Genomic DNA, 14,811 nt, shown 5'->3' with positions numbered 1-14,811 from the left:
TATGTACAATTATCAAGAACTAATCAATGCACTAAACTCTAGCGAAGAGGAAACCTTTTGGTTTGGTGCTGTTACAGAAGATCAAATTGAAAAATTAGAATCATTATTATCAGTAAAAATCCCACGTGAATTCTCTGATTTCCTATTGAGTTGTGGCGGTGGTGGTGTAATTGAGTCTGAAATATCAGGTATAGAAGATAATGATGCGAGTATAAGTCATGGTGGAACAGTCTATTTTAATACATCATATGCGAGAAATGAATTTGGTTTGCCGAGTTATTATATTGTCATTTATCTAAAAGATGATGAGGTATGCTGGTGTATTGATTGCTCACAAGAGCTTTATGGTCAAATTATTAGCTACGACATTTTTAAAAGGAAACCGAGCAATCGAATAGCAATGAATTTTTATGATTTCTTTAATGAATATGTAGAGTTAAGAACATAAAATGAATATAGCAAAACACTGGGGCGCCTGACAGAGCACCACCTGCTGGCCCCGGTGACGACGCGCCGCACACCCTGTGGCAGCAACCGTTATCAGGCACAGGGGGAACTGGCCGCTATCGAGGGCAGCCAGCCCCGTGAATACCACTACGACCCGCTGGGGCAACTGCTGAACGTGCCATATGGTCACCTAGTACGACCATACCTGAAGTGAAAAAGATAAAAACGCGAGTGAGAAATGAAACTTGATGAAAGGATTGTCACTGCACTGTTCGATGAGCTGTTGATAGAAGATTTTCACTTATATCAGAAAAATATTGAGTCAATAGATTATGATAATACCATCAGTAAGTCTGCCTATATAGGAATGGTAAAATTATATTCTCAATTATCTAATGAGCAAAAAATTTTATTAAACTCCTTCTTAAAAATAGTAATAGCAGACACTGCATCCACTATCTTTGGCACTATTGACGGAAGTCATTTTGTTAAAAATTTAAATAAAGACTTCAAGTTAATTTATGATGACTTGGAAGTGCAAGGGGATCTGCAAGATATATTTATTGAGAGAGCGGAGCAGGAGGGGATTTACTAAGCGATTAAGAAGCTATACTTAGCTACAGACACCAATATACATCGGAGAAAAAGAGGTTAAGGAAATGAAACGCCTCTATGCCACGGGCAACAAGGAGATCGCCGATACGCTGGTGCTCCTCTCCGATGAGATGCTGCTGTTTATCTGCACCTACGCCCTTTACAGCCACCAGCCCCCCAGCAAATCTGCAAAAACCAGCCCTTCTTAATCGGTAAATTAACCTCCCCCTGCCCACGCTTCTTCTCCAGCACTCCGGTATATTGCCTATATCCGAAACACTTACCTAAAAAGTGCAGACAAAGTCTCATGGATGAATTCGAAAAGGCGTGGCAATCGCTCTTGCAACAGTTGACCAACACAACCGGGCAGGAAGTACTCAAACTCGGGGATTCGATGTGGCGTTGCGAAGATCTGCTGCGTCTGGTGGAAAACACCGCTGCCTCAGCACAGAACAGCAATATTGCCTTGCAGAAATGGTGTGAAAGCCTGCGCCTTCTCAATCTGGGGTGGTACCCCGTATGGCAAGAGTCAGGGCTCAGTTTCTGTATCACCTTTAAGGCCCTTAGCCCCTGTGCTAACTTGACCCCACTCTGGTGGCTACTACAACTCTGGTATTTGAGCCTCAGCCGTATCTATCCCTCTCTCGAATGGCGGTTGGCATGGCCTCAGTCGCAAAAAACAACCACACCACTGCATTTTCGGCTGCTTCCTTCTCATTATGCGCCCCACCCCACCCTCCATGTGGGAGCTCAACAGCAACAAAACCCGCAATCCCACCTTAACGACATACTGAGTAAGCTGTTACATCACCTCTCCCTACAGGGATCTCAGCCACAAGGGTTGTTGGAGCAAGTCAAGCAACAGTTGACGCAAGCCTTGCCGACACCGCCCCAATTGAGTGAGTTAGCCGCCCTGCACCATACGCCACCACGCACGCTACAGCGCAAGTTCCGAACGCTGGGAACCAGCTATAACCAACTATTGGAGGAGGTACGCCGCAATAATGCAATTAGCTTACTTTCTGTTAAACGCTTCACCACCCAGCAGATAGGGCAGCAATTAGGCTACAGAGATACGCCGAGCTTTCAGCGAGCGTTCCGCAAATGGTTTGCCATGTCCCCCGGAAAGTATCGTCAGCAATACTATGAACACACATCCAGCCAGAATGATGAATTGCCCGCAGTCAGCCTCTACTACGCGATCCGCCAGGAAAGGCATAAGGAACAGTATCACTGCAATGGAGCCAGGATCTGGATTGCCCTGCGCAACCTGTCGTTCGTCAAGTCCGTTACCGTCGTAGGGGAGGATAAGGACGGACTATGGCGACCTTATAGCGCTACCTTTGAACGTGCCTTGAGTAAGGAGCTTGAGTTATGGTCAACCTCAAATCTGCCTGTGCACGCGCCATTTCGCTTTCATATCAAATATCAAGTCGGCGGAAAGACGCATATTGCTAACGACCGAGGCCATGATTACTGCCTCAATGGCCCGGTGCTGCTAGGCTCGCAACCCGCAGTTTGCCATCAGTTGATCACCGTCATGGGTGATAAAGGGAAAAATGCCGTACTGGTTCGCCTCTTCAGCCGCGATTATTGGTCTCAGGTCAATGTTGTGTGCCACGACAATTCTCCTCCTCAACCACTGCGTGGTCGCCAACACCCAGGGGCTTGGGAATGGCAGGGAATAATAGATCATCCAGACACCGGATTGCCTCTGATATTCCATTTCAGTCAGGTTGGCGGGGCTAAACTGACTCTCGATAATAATGGCGTTGGATATTCCCCACAGTGCTTGTAGGTTGAGAGAGATCACACTCCAGCAAACTGGCATGAAATGCTATTTTTTTGGCGTTACATGCTAGTCACATTCCTTTCTGCTGCTATTAATATGCTTTGCTGAACCCATTCAATAAAGTATGTGCGCACCACACAATACTCTGGTTACAACTTAGGATAATAGGATACATGAAAATTCTTATAAAAAATAAAGCAAAGGGAGAGCGCATGGGTATAAATGCATCAAAGTATATTCCTGTTTTATTTTTAGCACCTTGGCTAATAACCGCATGTGATAATAAAAGTGAAAATTCACCAGCGGCTGTTCAACCGCCTAATACAGTGACGTTTTGTGTGGATAATATACCTACTGGTACTACAGAAGGAGAAAATATCTATCTGGCAGGAACGATGAATGGCTGGAATGGGGGTAATGACCTCAGCGATCTTGAAAAAAAACCGCCGCTTCCTTTACAGCCCGGCGGCGAGCAATGCCATTATAAAATTGATGTGCCATTTAACAAGATTGGCGACGTACACCAATTCAAGTTTACGCGTGGTAGTTGGGATTCAGAAGAACTGGATGAAAATGGATACGCCATTCATAACCGCCGGATTATTTTTGATGGTAAAAATAATACTCAGCATTTTTCGATAAAAAAATGGAAAGACCTGGAGGGTGGAGTAAAAGAAAAACCCTCAACATTGGTAGGTAAAGTTGAAACACAGGTATTTAGCACCCCGCAACTCACTACAGCGCAACGTACAGTCAGAATCTATCTTCCTGCAGGCTATGACCAGAATAATGAGTCTTACCCTGTGCTCTATATGTTTGATGGGCAAAATCTTTTTGATGAAATTACCGCAGGATATGGCATGGAGTGGCAGATTGACGAAACGCTTGAAAGACTCGTCAGTGAAGGAAAAACCAAAGGGGCCATTGTGGTCGGCATAGACTCACCGAATGAAAATGATGACACCGCACTGAACCCTGAAGTTAATGGGGAATATAAGAAGGCTCGTTATCGTGAATATACTGCCTGGGAATGGGATCTTGCTGGCACGGGGCATATCGTTCCGCTTGGCGAAGAGACCAGTGATTTTATTGCTGAGGTCGTCATGCCCTATATAGAGAATAATTATCGGGTGAATATCAGCCGTGAAACTACCGCTTTGGCTGGTAGTTCTATGGGGGGATATATGACCCTGTATGTAGGTACTCGTCTGAAAGAGCGTTTTTCAAAACTCATGGCTTTCTCGGTTGTCGCACAAGACGATCCTATGCACGGCTATGAATTACGCAATTATATCGAGCAAAATTCAGATCCGATTAACTATCCAACCCGGATCTATATGGATATGGGCACTCAGGAGCGTTTAGCTTATGCGCCAGAACCAGAAATGCTGATCGAAGGCATGCAAGCCATGTGCAGCAGCGTGAAAAAGGTTGGGCACTCTGATGTTTCCTGCCCATTGATCAGCGGCGGGTTGCATGATGAATTATCATGGTCAGAACGCTTTGCCGATGTTTATATGGCGACAATGGAGAGATAACCAGCGTAATGTGAAGATTATCACATAGTCGCAGACTGGCATTATAAGTCACTATTATGGCGTGAAATGCTAATTTAATTTCTCTGTTCTCTCGCAAGAATGCTTGATAGGTATTCATAGAGAACTGGGAAAATAAATGAACATAATAAGAAAGACTCGTTTGGGGCTACTGGCTACGGCGGTGTCATTGGTCTTAGCCGGTTGCTTCGATAGTAATGACAGCGGTGGGCAATCCTCTTCCTACCGCCATGTCGCCTCACCCGATTGGCGCGATCAGATCATCTACTTCCTGATGATCGATCGCTTCAACGACGGGGATAGTTCCAATAACGATCAGGGTACTGGAGAGTTCGATCCCACCAGTGACAAGAAATTTAGCGGTGGTGATATCGCAGGCGTACAGCAGAAACTGGATTACATCGCCGGGCTTGGTGCCACTACCGTCTGGATGACGCCGCCAGTAGCCAACCAGTGGTGGGATCCCGCCCAAAATTATGGCGGCTACCACGGTTATTGGGCCAGGGATATGCAAAAGATCGACGAGCATTTTGGCGATCTTGAGCAGTATCAAGCGCTGACAACTGAGCTACACCAACGTGGCATGTATCTGATCCAGGATATCGTCGTGAACCATGTTGGTAACTACTTTACCTACTCAGGTAGCTATGATCCGGCCCAACCTTGCCAAGGCTTTGAACTGATCCCCAACTCCCTGGCTGCCGGTCAGAGCCTGCCCCCTCCGCTAAACCTGAACCAGTGCAACAGCCCTGAAGCTCAGCAGGCTGCCATTTACCACTGGACGCCCCAGATAGCCGACCACAACGATCTGAACCAGCAGTTAACCTATCAGTTGTCCGATCTTGACGACCTCAACACCACCACCCCGGCGGTTCGCGATTACCTTAAACAGAGCTATCGGTACTGGATTGAGCAGGTCGGCGTGGACGCATTCCGGGTTGATACCGTCAAATTTGTCGAGCACGATTTTTACAACGACTTCTTCCATAGCCAGAATGGCATCCTGGAAAAAGCCAAAGAGACAGGACGCAACGACTTTTTGAGCCTTGGAGAAATCTTTGAAGCCTCTACCCCCTACAACACTGAGGGAGAGGAGAAACTGATTGCGTATCTGGGAACCCAGGAAAAGCCCGAGCTCGAATCTATGCTTAATTTTCCCCTTCAGGCGACCATGTCACAGGTGTTTGGGGGCGGACGCCCAACCGCAGAGTTGGGCTTTAGACTACGTAAGATGATGGAGATGTATCCCGACCCTTATCGGCTGGGTAACTTCATCGAAAACCATGACATGGCACGTTTCCTAGCTCAGGCGAATCTGAACGATCTCAAACAGGCCCTGTTCACCATGCTGACGCTACCGGGAATACCGGTTCTCTACCAAGGAACCGAGCAGGCTTTTGCCGGCTATCGTGATGCCATGTTCGAGAACGGCTATCGGGAAGATGGCCAACAGATTGATTCGTTTGATAGCAACTCGGATATGTATCGTTTCATCCAGAAGTTGACCACACTGCGTCAGCAGCACAAGGTGCTGTCACGGGGCAACTTAACCATTCTGGCTGAAGAAAAAAACGGGGCCGGTGTTCTTGCCTATCACCGTCACATTGATGGTAATGACCTTTTAGTGATCCTCAACACCGCCCAGGAGACGATACTGCTCAACAGGATGGAGACCGGCTTGGGTGGGAATACTCGCCTGCGCATTCTTAATACTCTCAACATGGACGAGAGTCAGGAGATAGTGACCGCAGAGGACGGGACCTTGACGCTTCCCCTGCAACCCAAGTCGGCGTTGATGGTGATTGCCGACGGTAGTGGGCAACCTCTTCAGCAGGACCACGCAATGGCTCTGGCGACAGATCTGCAAGGCAAGATCCTGGATACGGATTTCACTATCACCGGTACGGGCACGCCGGGCAGCCAGATAAGATTGGTCATTGATGGCCGCCTGGGAACGGCTAACAGCATTACCGTGGACGAAAACGGCAACTGGCAGGGGCTGCTCAGCTTGCGTCATTTCCAGGTCGGCTTGCAATCCCACCGCCTGGCGCTCTACGAAGAGGCTAGCGGCAGTTCAACTGCGGATGTGCATTTCCAGAGCAGTGTCATTTTCCCCGATTTACCAAGTATCACAGTGGATGACAGCGGCGATGCCGCAAATGGCATGGGGGGCCCGATGGGCAACTACAGCCTGCCAGAAGATGCCAGCTACGATAAAGTGAACCCTCAATTGGCGATAGAGCAGGCCCAGGTATACCAGGTTGGCAGCAATGTGCGCCTGAGCTTACAAATGGCCAGCGTCTCGGACACCTGGTTACCCACCTTGGGGTTCGATCATGTGGGCTTTAGCATCTTTATCCACCTACCCGGTCAAGAGGGCGGGTTAAGTATGCTGCCTAAGCTTAACGCGACTATGCCGGGTGGCCAGACATGGCATCGGCAGGTGCTGGCTTTTGGATGGCAAAACAGTCTTTACAGCAGCCAGGGGGCCACTTCCGATCAACTCGGCGAGTCTATCACTCCGGCACCAACCATCACGGTGGACAAAGCCAGTCGGACGATTAACTTCGATTTTGCAAGCACAGCCCTTGGGGATCCGATGAGCCTGGACGGCATTCAATTCTATGTCACAACCTGGGATCTCGATGGTCTTTCAAGTACCTATCGCCCACTGCAAATAGCCCCCGCTCTCTGGAGCTTTTCCGGTGGCACAGAGCGAGATCCGCTGATTTGGGATGATCTCCCGTTGATTGGCTTGAGCGATTAAATAACGGCAACAGGGTCTGGCCGCTTGCAGGAGCGGCCAGACTGGCTTGCTCGATAATACCAATACGTCCAACGAAGGTCGTATTGATAGAGAGCTAATAGCCACCCATGCCACGTAATACTTCAACACTACTAATCAAACAAACTTATCACTAGGCTGTGTCCCTTAATTGCACGTGAGCGCCGCTGGTGGTCATTTGCGCGCAGGGCAAGGCGTGAGCCGCGAGGTTTGGTGGACCAAATAAGCGGCGAACAACGCCGCAATGCGCGAAATTGGCCCCAGCCCGTAGGGTCGCGCCCCAAAAGCCCGTTCGAAGTAAAGTCGGGTTTGAACAGAGGGCCACTCTGCCCTTCCCCCTCCGCCTTGATAACGGGCTTTTGGGTCTGCGACGGCACCACGGGCAATTAAGGGACACAGCCTAATAGAGTAATCCCCTGTTTTTGCAAAAATTCTAACAGAACCCGCCTTTACTTGTACTCGTGCCTGAAGTTTCATTATCGGGGTGCTGAGACGTCCTGAAAAACCCAACTTTTGTCGTTATTTTATTGGTGATTATCCTCATTAGCTGGCCCTGACGTCGGCCCAGCAGACGGCGTTCAACAGGACGCTCCCTGCAGTAAAGAGTGCGAAAAGTGTAAACAGGAAGGGGGTGGGATTTAACCTGCCACCCGCTGTCAAGGAGCAAGACACATGCAACAGACCGTACAGGATTGGGTGAGGAAAACGGCAGGCACGCAGTTGTTCGCCGTCCTGGCCAATACCCACGGCGCGCAGGCTATCAAGGCCTATTACCGTGAGGATGGCAGCCGCACCCCCTACGGGCTCTATGCCGATACGCCCTATGCCAACTGGTTTGAAGTGATGCCGGTGCTGGTCCCACTCAACGACCACAGCCCCTTTCTGCGCTGGGTCGCAGACACGCCCCTGCGCAACTGGGGATGGCTCGCCCGTTCCCCTCTGCCGCAAGCCACGCTGACGGCCCACCTGCGTGGCCTGACCCAGGTATTGATGCCCAACGGTAACGCGGTGTTTTTCCGTTACTGGGATGGCCGCTATCTGCTCGGCCACCTGCGCTATTTTGGTGAAAGCTGGCGCGACGTTTTGCCGGTGTTCTCCGACTATTGGATGAACGGCAACGAATTTACCTGCCCGATAGACCCTGCCGCCATCGCCATGACCAGCCCCTGGTGGCGAGTGCCGCAAGGGCTGCTGGATACGCTACTGGATGAAGACCCCACGCCATTGCTCGATAACCTGCTGACCTGGTTACGCGAGAACGCATTCGAGCTCTACCAATCGGTACCGGAGCAGGTACTGCGCCAGATGGCGCTGCGACTCTACCCGCAGATCTGGCAGCAGACGCCGGATCCGGCAAAGCGCACGGCCCGTTTGTCTCAAGCGCTTCTGGACGCAGTGAATCGACGCACCAATCCTTTCGAGGTGCTCACCCTGGATGTTTCCGCTTTTCGACCGTGAGTAATGGATGATGACAACCGCTTATATCACTGGCATTGACCAGAGCCTGCTGGCCTTTAAAAACAAGACGCTGATCACAGAGGAATACCGGCAGCTCATTAAAGAGTGGGCCATACCCAACAAAGTAATTGGGGCTGCTGGTGGACCGACGCTGGAAATGGAAAAAACCCTCAGCCTCAATGGTGAGAAAACGGTGATTTCTGAGAAAGAAAAAAGCTTTGATAGCTCGGTGGTCACCTGCCCGAAGAGCGGGGAGGTCAAGATTGCCCTCGCCTACCAGTCTACGCTCAATCTGCCGATCCCCGATGTCACCATTGAGCTGTATGAAGGTTCCCGTAGGCTCCTGGGCACGAAGGTCGGCACACAAAAAACCGATCAGCAAGGTGAGGCGCGTTTCCCCAACCTGACGGCGGGCAAGAAGTATTATGTCAGAGCGATCGACACCCAACTTGAACAGCACACTGACCAGATGCTTCACGCCTATGATGGCCTGATGCTGGAGATGTACAGCACCCTGTCGGCACAATGGCTGACCTACAGACCCCAGTGGCAGCTCAACAAGATTGATGAAGCCCTGCTGACAACCTTCGGCAAGGGGCTGTACGACGGTATCTTCAGTATGTGGGGGGATATCAAGCTGGCTTTCGACGTGGTCTCCGATCCCAAAAAGTACGGGCAAAAGATCTACACAGAAGCAGGCAAATACAAAGATCTGATCACCCAGGTCGACGTGCAGAATATTGAAGCCTTACTCGGCAACAGCAAACAGATGGCCCGTGAACTGCTGGCGCTGTTCAATGATGAAGCGGCGCTGTATCTGTTTACCCGCTCGGTAGAACTGCATTTGCGCATGTACCCCTGGGGAACGCTGTTGGCACCGTTGGCGAATGCTGGCGGGGCGATGATTGGCGATACCCTGGTGGGGATTGTCATCGGTGCTCTGCTGTCGCTGGTCACCGGGGGGCTGGGGCTGGCCTTTCTGGTCTACAAGCTGGGGAAGGCGCTCAAAAAGCTGGGCAGCGCAATGCAGCTTATCTGGAAGGGGATCAAAACGATCCTGTTCTCTACGCTGAAACTGGTGGAGAGTTTCTTTAACAAAACGCGTGAATGGAACGCCAAGCGTCAAGCTAATGCGACGTTGAAACAGAACCGGGAAAACCTTCTGAGTTCGTCAACTCATGCCGAACCTGTAGACACGGCAAAAAAAGAAAAAAATCAGCCTGCACAGGACCCGGTAGGCAAACCCACACGGGACAACGAGTGTAACCCAGCGACCGGTTGCCCGGTGTCGCTGATTAATGGTGAAGAACTGTTGAGCCTGGAAGACGGGCGATTGATTGGCCTGGCCCCGTTTATCTTCCAGCGCCAGTACCGCAGCAGCGCCGTCGAACGCCCCTCGGTGTTCGGTTTTGGCTGGAGCCACAGCCTGCAGCATACAGTGGAGTTTATCGGTGACGAGGTGCGCTGGACCGATCATCAGTCGCTCACCACCGCGCTCCCTTTGCCCTCCGAGGCTGCGCCAAGCGGGCTTAACCTGCTGGCAGGAGCCGCCGCCTATCTGGGGGAAGAGGACGATGAATATTGCCTGACGGCCAACAGCCTGGAAGGCTGGATGCTGCATGTGCAGCGGGTGCCGGGGCAAACAACCGGGCACATTATCGGTTTTTCACAAAAACAATTGCGGTTGTCCGTTGAATATCACCAGGGGCTGCCGGTACGGCTGGTACACCCGGCGGGGATCGCCCTGCAGTTCAGCTATCAGCAACTGCCGCAGGGGTGGCGGCTGACGCAACTGAGCCTGGTTCCGACCACCGGGAGCAAAGACGCCCCTCACCCACTGATGACCTATGCCTACGATGAACGGGGGCAACTGAGCGCCGCCGCCAATGCGGCCGGGGAAACCGAGCGTTATCAGTACCGTGAAGACCATGTGTTCAGCCTGCGGCAACTGGCCGGTGGGGCCGAGTTTTACTGGGAATGGCAAGGGGAAGGCAAACTGGCCCGCGCCGTGCGCCACTGGAGCAACCTGCCGAATTTTGATCAGCACTACCTGTGGGACGAAGAACCGGGTGCCGTCACCGTCGTCCATCAGGATGGCTCACGCGAGACCTGGCAGCACGATACCCGCTACCGTCGTCTGCTGAAAAAGGTCGACCCGGACGGGGCGGTTCACCTGCATACCTATGGTGAACGCGGCGAACTGCTGAGTGAAACCGACCCGCTGGGTAACCGCACCGAGTATGGCTACAACCGTGACTTGCAGTGTACCTGGGTGCGCGCCCCCGACGGGCAGGAGATCCGTTATCGATACATCCGTGGCCGGGTGGTGGAGAAAACCACCTATAGCGTGGACGGCGAGGACAACGTCCGTGAGCACTACCGTTATGATACCCACGGCAACCTGACGGAAGAGACCGATGCGCTGGGTAATAGCTGCCATTACCGCTGGTCTGAACAGGGCGGGCTGGAAGAGGTGCACTACCCGGATGGCAGCCGCGAGCGTTTTGTCCGCGATGCCTTTGGCCAGGTGCTGGAGCACCATCAGCGCAATGGGCAGAGCCACTACTACCGCTACAACGCCCTGGGGCAGTTGGTGCGGCACAGTGACAACCCGCGGCTGGACGGCGCCGGGGCGAACGTCACACGCTATAGCTGGAACGCGGCCAACCGCTTGGAGACCATTCAGGCTCCTGATGGCACCACGCGGCATTACCGCTACAACGCCTATGGCAAGGTGACCAGCGAACGGGATGAAAAAGGCCTGACCACCCAGTATGAGTATTACCCCCATTCCCATCTGGTCAGCCGGGTGATTTACCCCGACCTCAGTCAGGTGGAATACCGCTATGACAACACCAAGAACTTTGTCAGCGACATCATCAACCAGAACGGTGAACACCACCGGCTGGCTTACCACCCCAACGGGCTGGTCAGTGAAGAGCACACCTTCGACGGGCGTCACTTTGTCTATGACTACGACCTTAACGGGCACCTGACACAGCGCACCGAGTACGGCACCCGCCAGAGCGAACAGACCGCACTGGTCACCCGCTATGAACGGGACGCGGCGGGCCGACTGATGCGCAAGGTATTACCGGACGGCAACGTCATCAGTTACGCCTACGACAGCTTTAACCGCCTGCGTCTGGTGGATGATGGCCAGTGGCCGCTGGCCTATGGCTACGACGAGGCCGGGCGGCTGACCGAAGAGTATCAGGGCTTTGCCAGCCTGTTCTACGGGTATGACAGTGCCGGTAACCTCACCCGCCAGCGCCTGCCCGACGGCAACCTGCTGGCGTACCATTATCATCAGGGGCAGGTCGCGCGCATTGACCTCAATGGCCGCGTACTGAGTGAACATAAGTATCGTGGCGAGCGGGAAATCCGCCGTATCACCGGCGAAGTGGTTAGCGAGTTTGACTACGACGGCCAGCAGCGGCTGCGCCATCAACAGGCCACTGCTATTGCGGCAGCGGAAACCGCCGGTGAGCAGCCCGCCATCACTCGCCTGATGCAGCGCCATTACGACTATGACCCGACGGGCAACCTGACCCATATCCTCGACCCGCACAAAGGCAACCGGGAATACCGTTACGACCATCAGCACCGCCTGACCGAGGCCCAGCATCACCCGATAGCCTACCCCGAGACCGTGCCGCAGGCGTTTCGCTGGCAGGGCACCCGTGAGCAGTTTCAGCACGACGCCGCCGGTAACGTGCTGGGGAATGGCGCAACAACCCGGGGCAACCTGCTGAAGCAGCAGGGAGACACCCGCTTCGAGTATGACGAGTTTGGCAACCTGACGCGCGAAGTTCGCAGTGAAAAACCGCGCTGGGTGCGGGAGTTCCGCTACGACTGCCAGCACCGGCTGGTGGAGTTTATCGAAGAGCGGCAGGGGCAGAAAACCCACTTCACCTACGCCTACGATGCCTTTGGCCGCCGCATCAAGAAGCGGGACCTGCTGGCCCAACGCCCGGATGCCCTTACCCGCTTCTTCTGGCAGGGTGACCGGATGGTGGCGGAATGTGCCGACAATGATAATATCTTTACCGCCGATGACCCGAAACCGGCCTACCAGGCCACCTACAAAAGCTACCTGTACAGCCCGGACAGCTTTGCGCCGTTGGCACAGTTGCTGGGCAAAGGGCGCAAGGCGGAAATCTACTACTACCTGAATGACCACCTGGGCACCCCGCAAGAGCTGGTGAATGGTAAAGGTCAGGTTGCCTGGAGTGTGGCGTACCGCGCCTACGGCAATCTGGCGGTAGCGTTCGTCGAGACCGTGGGGCAACCGCTGCGTTTTCAGGGGCAGTATTACGACAGTGAAAGCGGGCTGCACTATAACCGGCACCGTTATTACTCACCGGAAACCGCACGCTTTATCACCCCCGACCCGATAGGGCTGGCGGGTGGGCTGAACCAGACGCAGTATGTGCCGAACCCAACCGGGTGGGTAGATCCGCTGGGGCTGGCGAGTGCGCAGGGGGACTGTCCGCCCAGAGTTAACGCCGAGCATATCTTCCATGGGGAGATAAACAAGAAAGGAAAGGCAGTCGGCTTCCACCATGAACGCGGGATCGGCTATGAGGGTAAAGCTCGAGTAACAGAAATCACTCAGGCTCCTAATGAGATGGGCGTTTATAAAGGAAAAGTAGAAATATTTAACCCGGCGACAGGGCAGTGGATTGCTAAAGGTCCAGAGTCGACATTCTTCCCTAAAGAATGGGATCGAGCAAAAATATTAAATGAAGTAAAGGGTGCTTATGCTAACTCAACAACACTGCCTACAGGAAAGTGGTCCGGCACTTCACCGTCAGGTGTAAGTATCGGTGGATATATTGACAAAAATGGTAAAATTAATACAGCGTTCCCTGAGTTAGCCCCATTAAATAAAATTAAGGAGTAAGTCGATGAGGTTCTATTTAGAAGATGGCTACCCTCGATTAGATGTTGAACAAGAAAAACAATTAGTATCAGAGTTCTTGCAGTTTGATGTTCAGTCTGGGGAATATAATATTAATTTATTCTTGAATTCATGTAAGAAAGTCGCTAGTAAGGAGATTGCAGAGTGGGATGGTACAGGTAATGCTTTTACCATAACTATAAAAGCTGATAGTGTTACTATAGAGAATGCTTATACCTATGATGAACTACATTTATCCAGCATTGCCGAGTTCGAATGGTACTTGAAACAGTGGGAGAGATTGATTACCACTGGCGAGGAGTTCACCATCGAATCTCCTTTTAAATAATCCGGGCTCAGGTCGATACCGTAAAATATCGACCTGAGCATGATGTGTCCGTGATGACCACTGCTGTACCAACCATTAAGAAAAAACTTATTTGTCAGGATGATAATACGATATGAAATTATTCTCTCGCCACTCCTTTGCACTTTGCAGCCTGATTGTACCGGTCTGGGCAAATGCCACCCTGCCCTTACCCCAGCCAATCGAAGTACAGGAGGCAATTGGGCGCACACTGGACACCATTGAAATACCTATTCCTGATACCGACGATAGAAAAGCCAGAACTGCGTATCTAATACAGAAATCCTCTATTGAATCAGTGCGTTCTGCAGAGGTATTGCAAATTTCAGGATGCGTATCTGAAGGCAGCCAGAAAATAAATTGTATTATTCAAATGGATTACGGTACGGGCATAATTCCCTATATAAGCGTGCCGTTAGAGTATAAGAATAACCAGTGGGAAGCGCCTATCTTTGCAACTATTATGGATCAAGAGCCTGACTGGCGACTTCCTGTCCCAGCACCAACCTTGGAACAGGCACAAAAAGTGGCCAAGCAGTTTGCTGAGAAAGAAACGGATGAGGATAGCAAATTGTTAGCCTCTGGCCTGATCAAAATCGTTTCATTGAAGCAGGATTGCCAACTGGATAAACACGATGGCACAGTATCTTGCGAAAGCAAAATATCGCGAAGAGAGACAAAGGAACAACAGGAAGTCACTACCGAATTAATGATAGAATTTCATTTAAAAGGCAGTGAATGGCAATTTGGCAGAGCACCAAGAACAGAGAAAGGTGACACGCCAGATAATTAGAATTTAAATACCGGGGTAGATACAAGCTCCGGTCTATTCAAAGCTAGATTGTCCAAAATATGGTGCAGCAATCTGGTATTAGCTTCTGGGTATTTTTACTAAATAAAGGATTATTA

General features: G+C 51.6%; 11 protein-coding genes. All 11 read left to right on the top strand.

Features of this window, described 5'->3' with window-relative positions; translation table 11 throughout:
* Nucleotide 1 precedes the first annotated feature (1 nt).
* The 11 genes from SAQUA_RS04060 to SAQUA_RS04010 all read left to right on the top strand — a co-directional run bounded on the left by SAQUA_RS04060 (nucleotide 2) and on the right by SAQUA_RS04010 (nucleotide 14,695).
* Entirely contained in the window at nucleotides 2-448 is a 447-nt protein-coding gene (locus SAQUA_RS04060; protein ID WP_380678081.1) for an SMI1/KNR4 family protein, read from the top strand.
* A gap of 54 nt (nucleotides 449-502) precedes the next feature.
* A complete protein-coding gene (locus SAQUA_RS04055; protein ID WP_380678079.1) occupies nucleotides 503-661 on the top strand; it encodes a hypothetical protein in 159 nt (52 codons plus the stop codon).
* A 24-nt stretch (nucleotides 662-685) separates the two neighbouring features.
* Complete coding sequence (locus SAQUA_RS04050; RefSeq protein ID WP_380678077.1) at nucleotides 686-1,042, top strand: hypothetical protein; 357 nt, start codon at nucleotides 686-688, stop codon at nucleotides 1,040-1,042.
* 64 nt (nucleotides 1,043-1,106) lie between these two features.
* Nucleotides 1,107-1,250 (top strand): hypothetical protein, encoded by a 144-nt coding sequence (locus tag SAQUA_RS04045; protein WP_380678075.1) that lies wholly within the window; start codon nucleotides 1,107-1,109, stop codon nucleotides 1,248-1,250.
* A gap of 98 nt (nucleotides 1,251-1,348) precedes the next feature.
* Nucleotides 1,349-2,839 (top strand): helix-turn-helix transcriptional regulator, encoded by a 1,491-nt coding sequence (locus SAQUA_RS04040; RefSeq protein ID WP_380678073.1) that lies wholly within the window; start codon nucleotides 1,349-1,351, stop codon nucleotides 2,837-2,839.
* Between the two features lie 167 nt (nucleotides 2,840-3,006).
* On the top strand, nucleotides 3,007-4,371 hold the full coding sequence (locus tag SAQUA_RS04035; protein ID WP_380678071.1) for an alpha/beta hydrolase-fold protein: 1,365 nt from the start codon (nucleotides 3,007-3,009) through the stop codon (nucleotides 4,369-4,371).
* 136 nt (nucleotides 4,372-4,507) lie between these two features.
* Entirely contained in the window at nucleotides 4,508-7,156 is a 2,649-nt protein-coding gene (locus SAQUA_RS04030; RefSeq protein ID WP_380678069.1) for an alpha-amylase family glycosyl hydrolase, read from the top strand.
* A gap of 690 nt (nucleotides 7,157-7,846) precedes the next feature.
* Nucleotides 7,847-8,632: a DUF4123 domain-containing protein gene (locus SAQUA_RS04025; protein ID WP_380678067.1), complete on the top strand. Its 786-nt coding sequence runs from the start codon at nucleotides 7,847-7,849 to the stop codon at nucleotides 8,630-8,632.
* A 7-nt stretch (nucleotides 8,633-8,639) separates the two neighbouring features.
* A complete protein-coding gene (locus SAQUA_RS04020) occupies nucleotides 8,640-13,538 on the top strand; it encodes an EndoU domain-containing protein (RefSeq protein ID WP_380678065.1) in 4,899 nt (1,632 codons plus the stop codon).
* A 4-nt stretch (nucleotides 13,539-13,542) separates the two neighbouring features.
* Entirely contained in the window at nucleotides 13,543-13,884 is a 342-nt protein-coding gene (locus SAQUA_RS04015) for a hypothetical protein (protein WP_380678063.1), read from the top strand.
* Nucleotides 13,885-13,996: 112 nt separating this feature from the next.
* Nucleotides 13,997-14,695: a hypothetical protein gene (locus SAQUA_RS04010; RefSeq protein ID WP_380678061.1), complete on the top strand. Its 699-nt coding sequence runs from the start codon at nucleotides 13,997-13,999 to the stop codon at nucleotides 14,693-14,695.
* Nucleotides 14,696-14,811 lie beyond the last annotated feature (116 nt).

Origin of the sequence: Serratia aquatilis, assembly GCF_044865145.1 — a bacterium.
Classification (GTDB): domain Bacteria; phylum Pseudomonadota; class Gammaproteobacteria; order Enterobacterales; family Enterobacteriaceae; genus Chania; species Chania aquatilis.
The sequence above is the reverse complement of the archived record's forward strand: the minus strand, read 5'-3'. Positions and strand labels throughout refer to the sequence as shown.

Coding starts and splice junctions, on each gene's coding strand:
- SAQUA_RS04030 (WP_380678069.1), top strand. CDS start 4,508: ATGAACATAATAAGAAAGACTCGTTTGGGGCTACTGGCTACGGCGGTG.
- SAQUA_RS04035 (WP_380678071.1), top strand. CDS start 3,007: ATGAAAATTCTTATAAAAAATAAAGCAAAGGGAGAGCGCATGGGTATA.
- SAQUA_RS04015 (WP_380678063.1), top strand. CDS start 13,543: ATGAGGTTCTATTTAGAAGATGGCTACCCTCGATTAGATGTTGAACAA.
- SAQUA_RS04010 (WP_380678061.1), top strand. CDS start 13,997: ATGAAATTATTCTCTCGCCACTCCTTTGCACTTTGCAGCCTGATTGTA.
- SAQUA_RS04050 (WP_380678077.1), top strand. CDS start 686: ATGAAACTTGATGAAAGGATTGTCACTGCACTGTTCGATGAGCTGTTG.
- SAQUA_RS04060 (WP_380678081.1), top strand. CDS start 2: ATGTACAATTATCAAGAACTAATCAATGCACTAAACTCTAGCGAAGAG.
- SAQUA_RS04040 (WP_380678073.1), top strand. CDS start 1,349: ATGGATGAATTCGAAAAGGCGTGGCAATCGCTCTTGCAACAGTTGACC.
- SAQUA_RS04045 (WP_380678075.1), top strand. CDS start 1,107: ATGAAACGCCTCTATGCCACGGGCAACAAGGAGATCGCCGATACGCTG.
- SAQUA_RS04020 (WP_380678065.1), top strand. CDS start 8,640: ATGATGACAACCGCTTATATCACTGGCATTGACCAGAGCCTGCTGGCC.
- SAQUA_RS04025 (WP_380678067.1), top strand. CDS start 7,847: ATGCAACAGACCGTACAGGATTGGGTGAGGAAAACGGCAGGCACGCAG.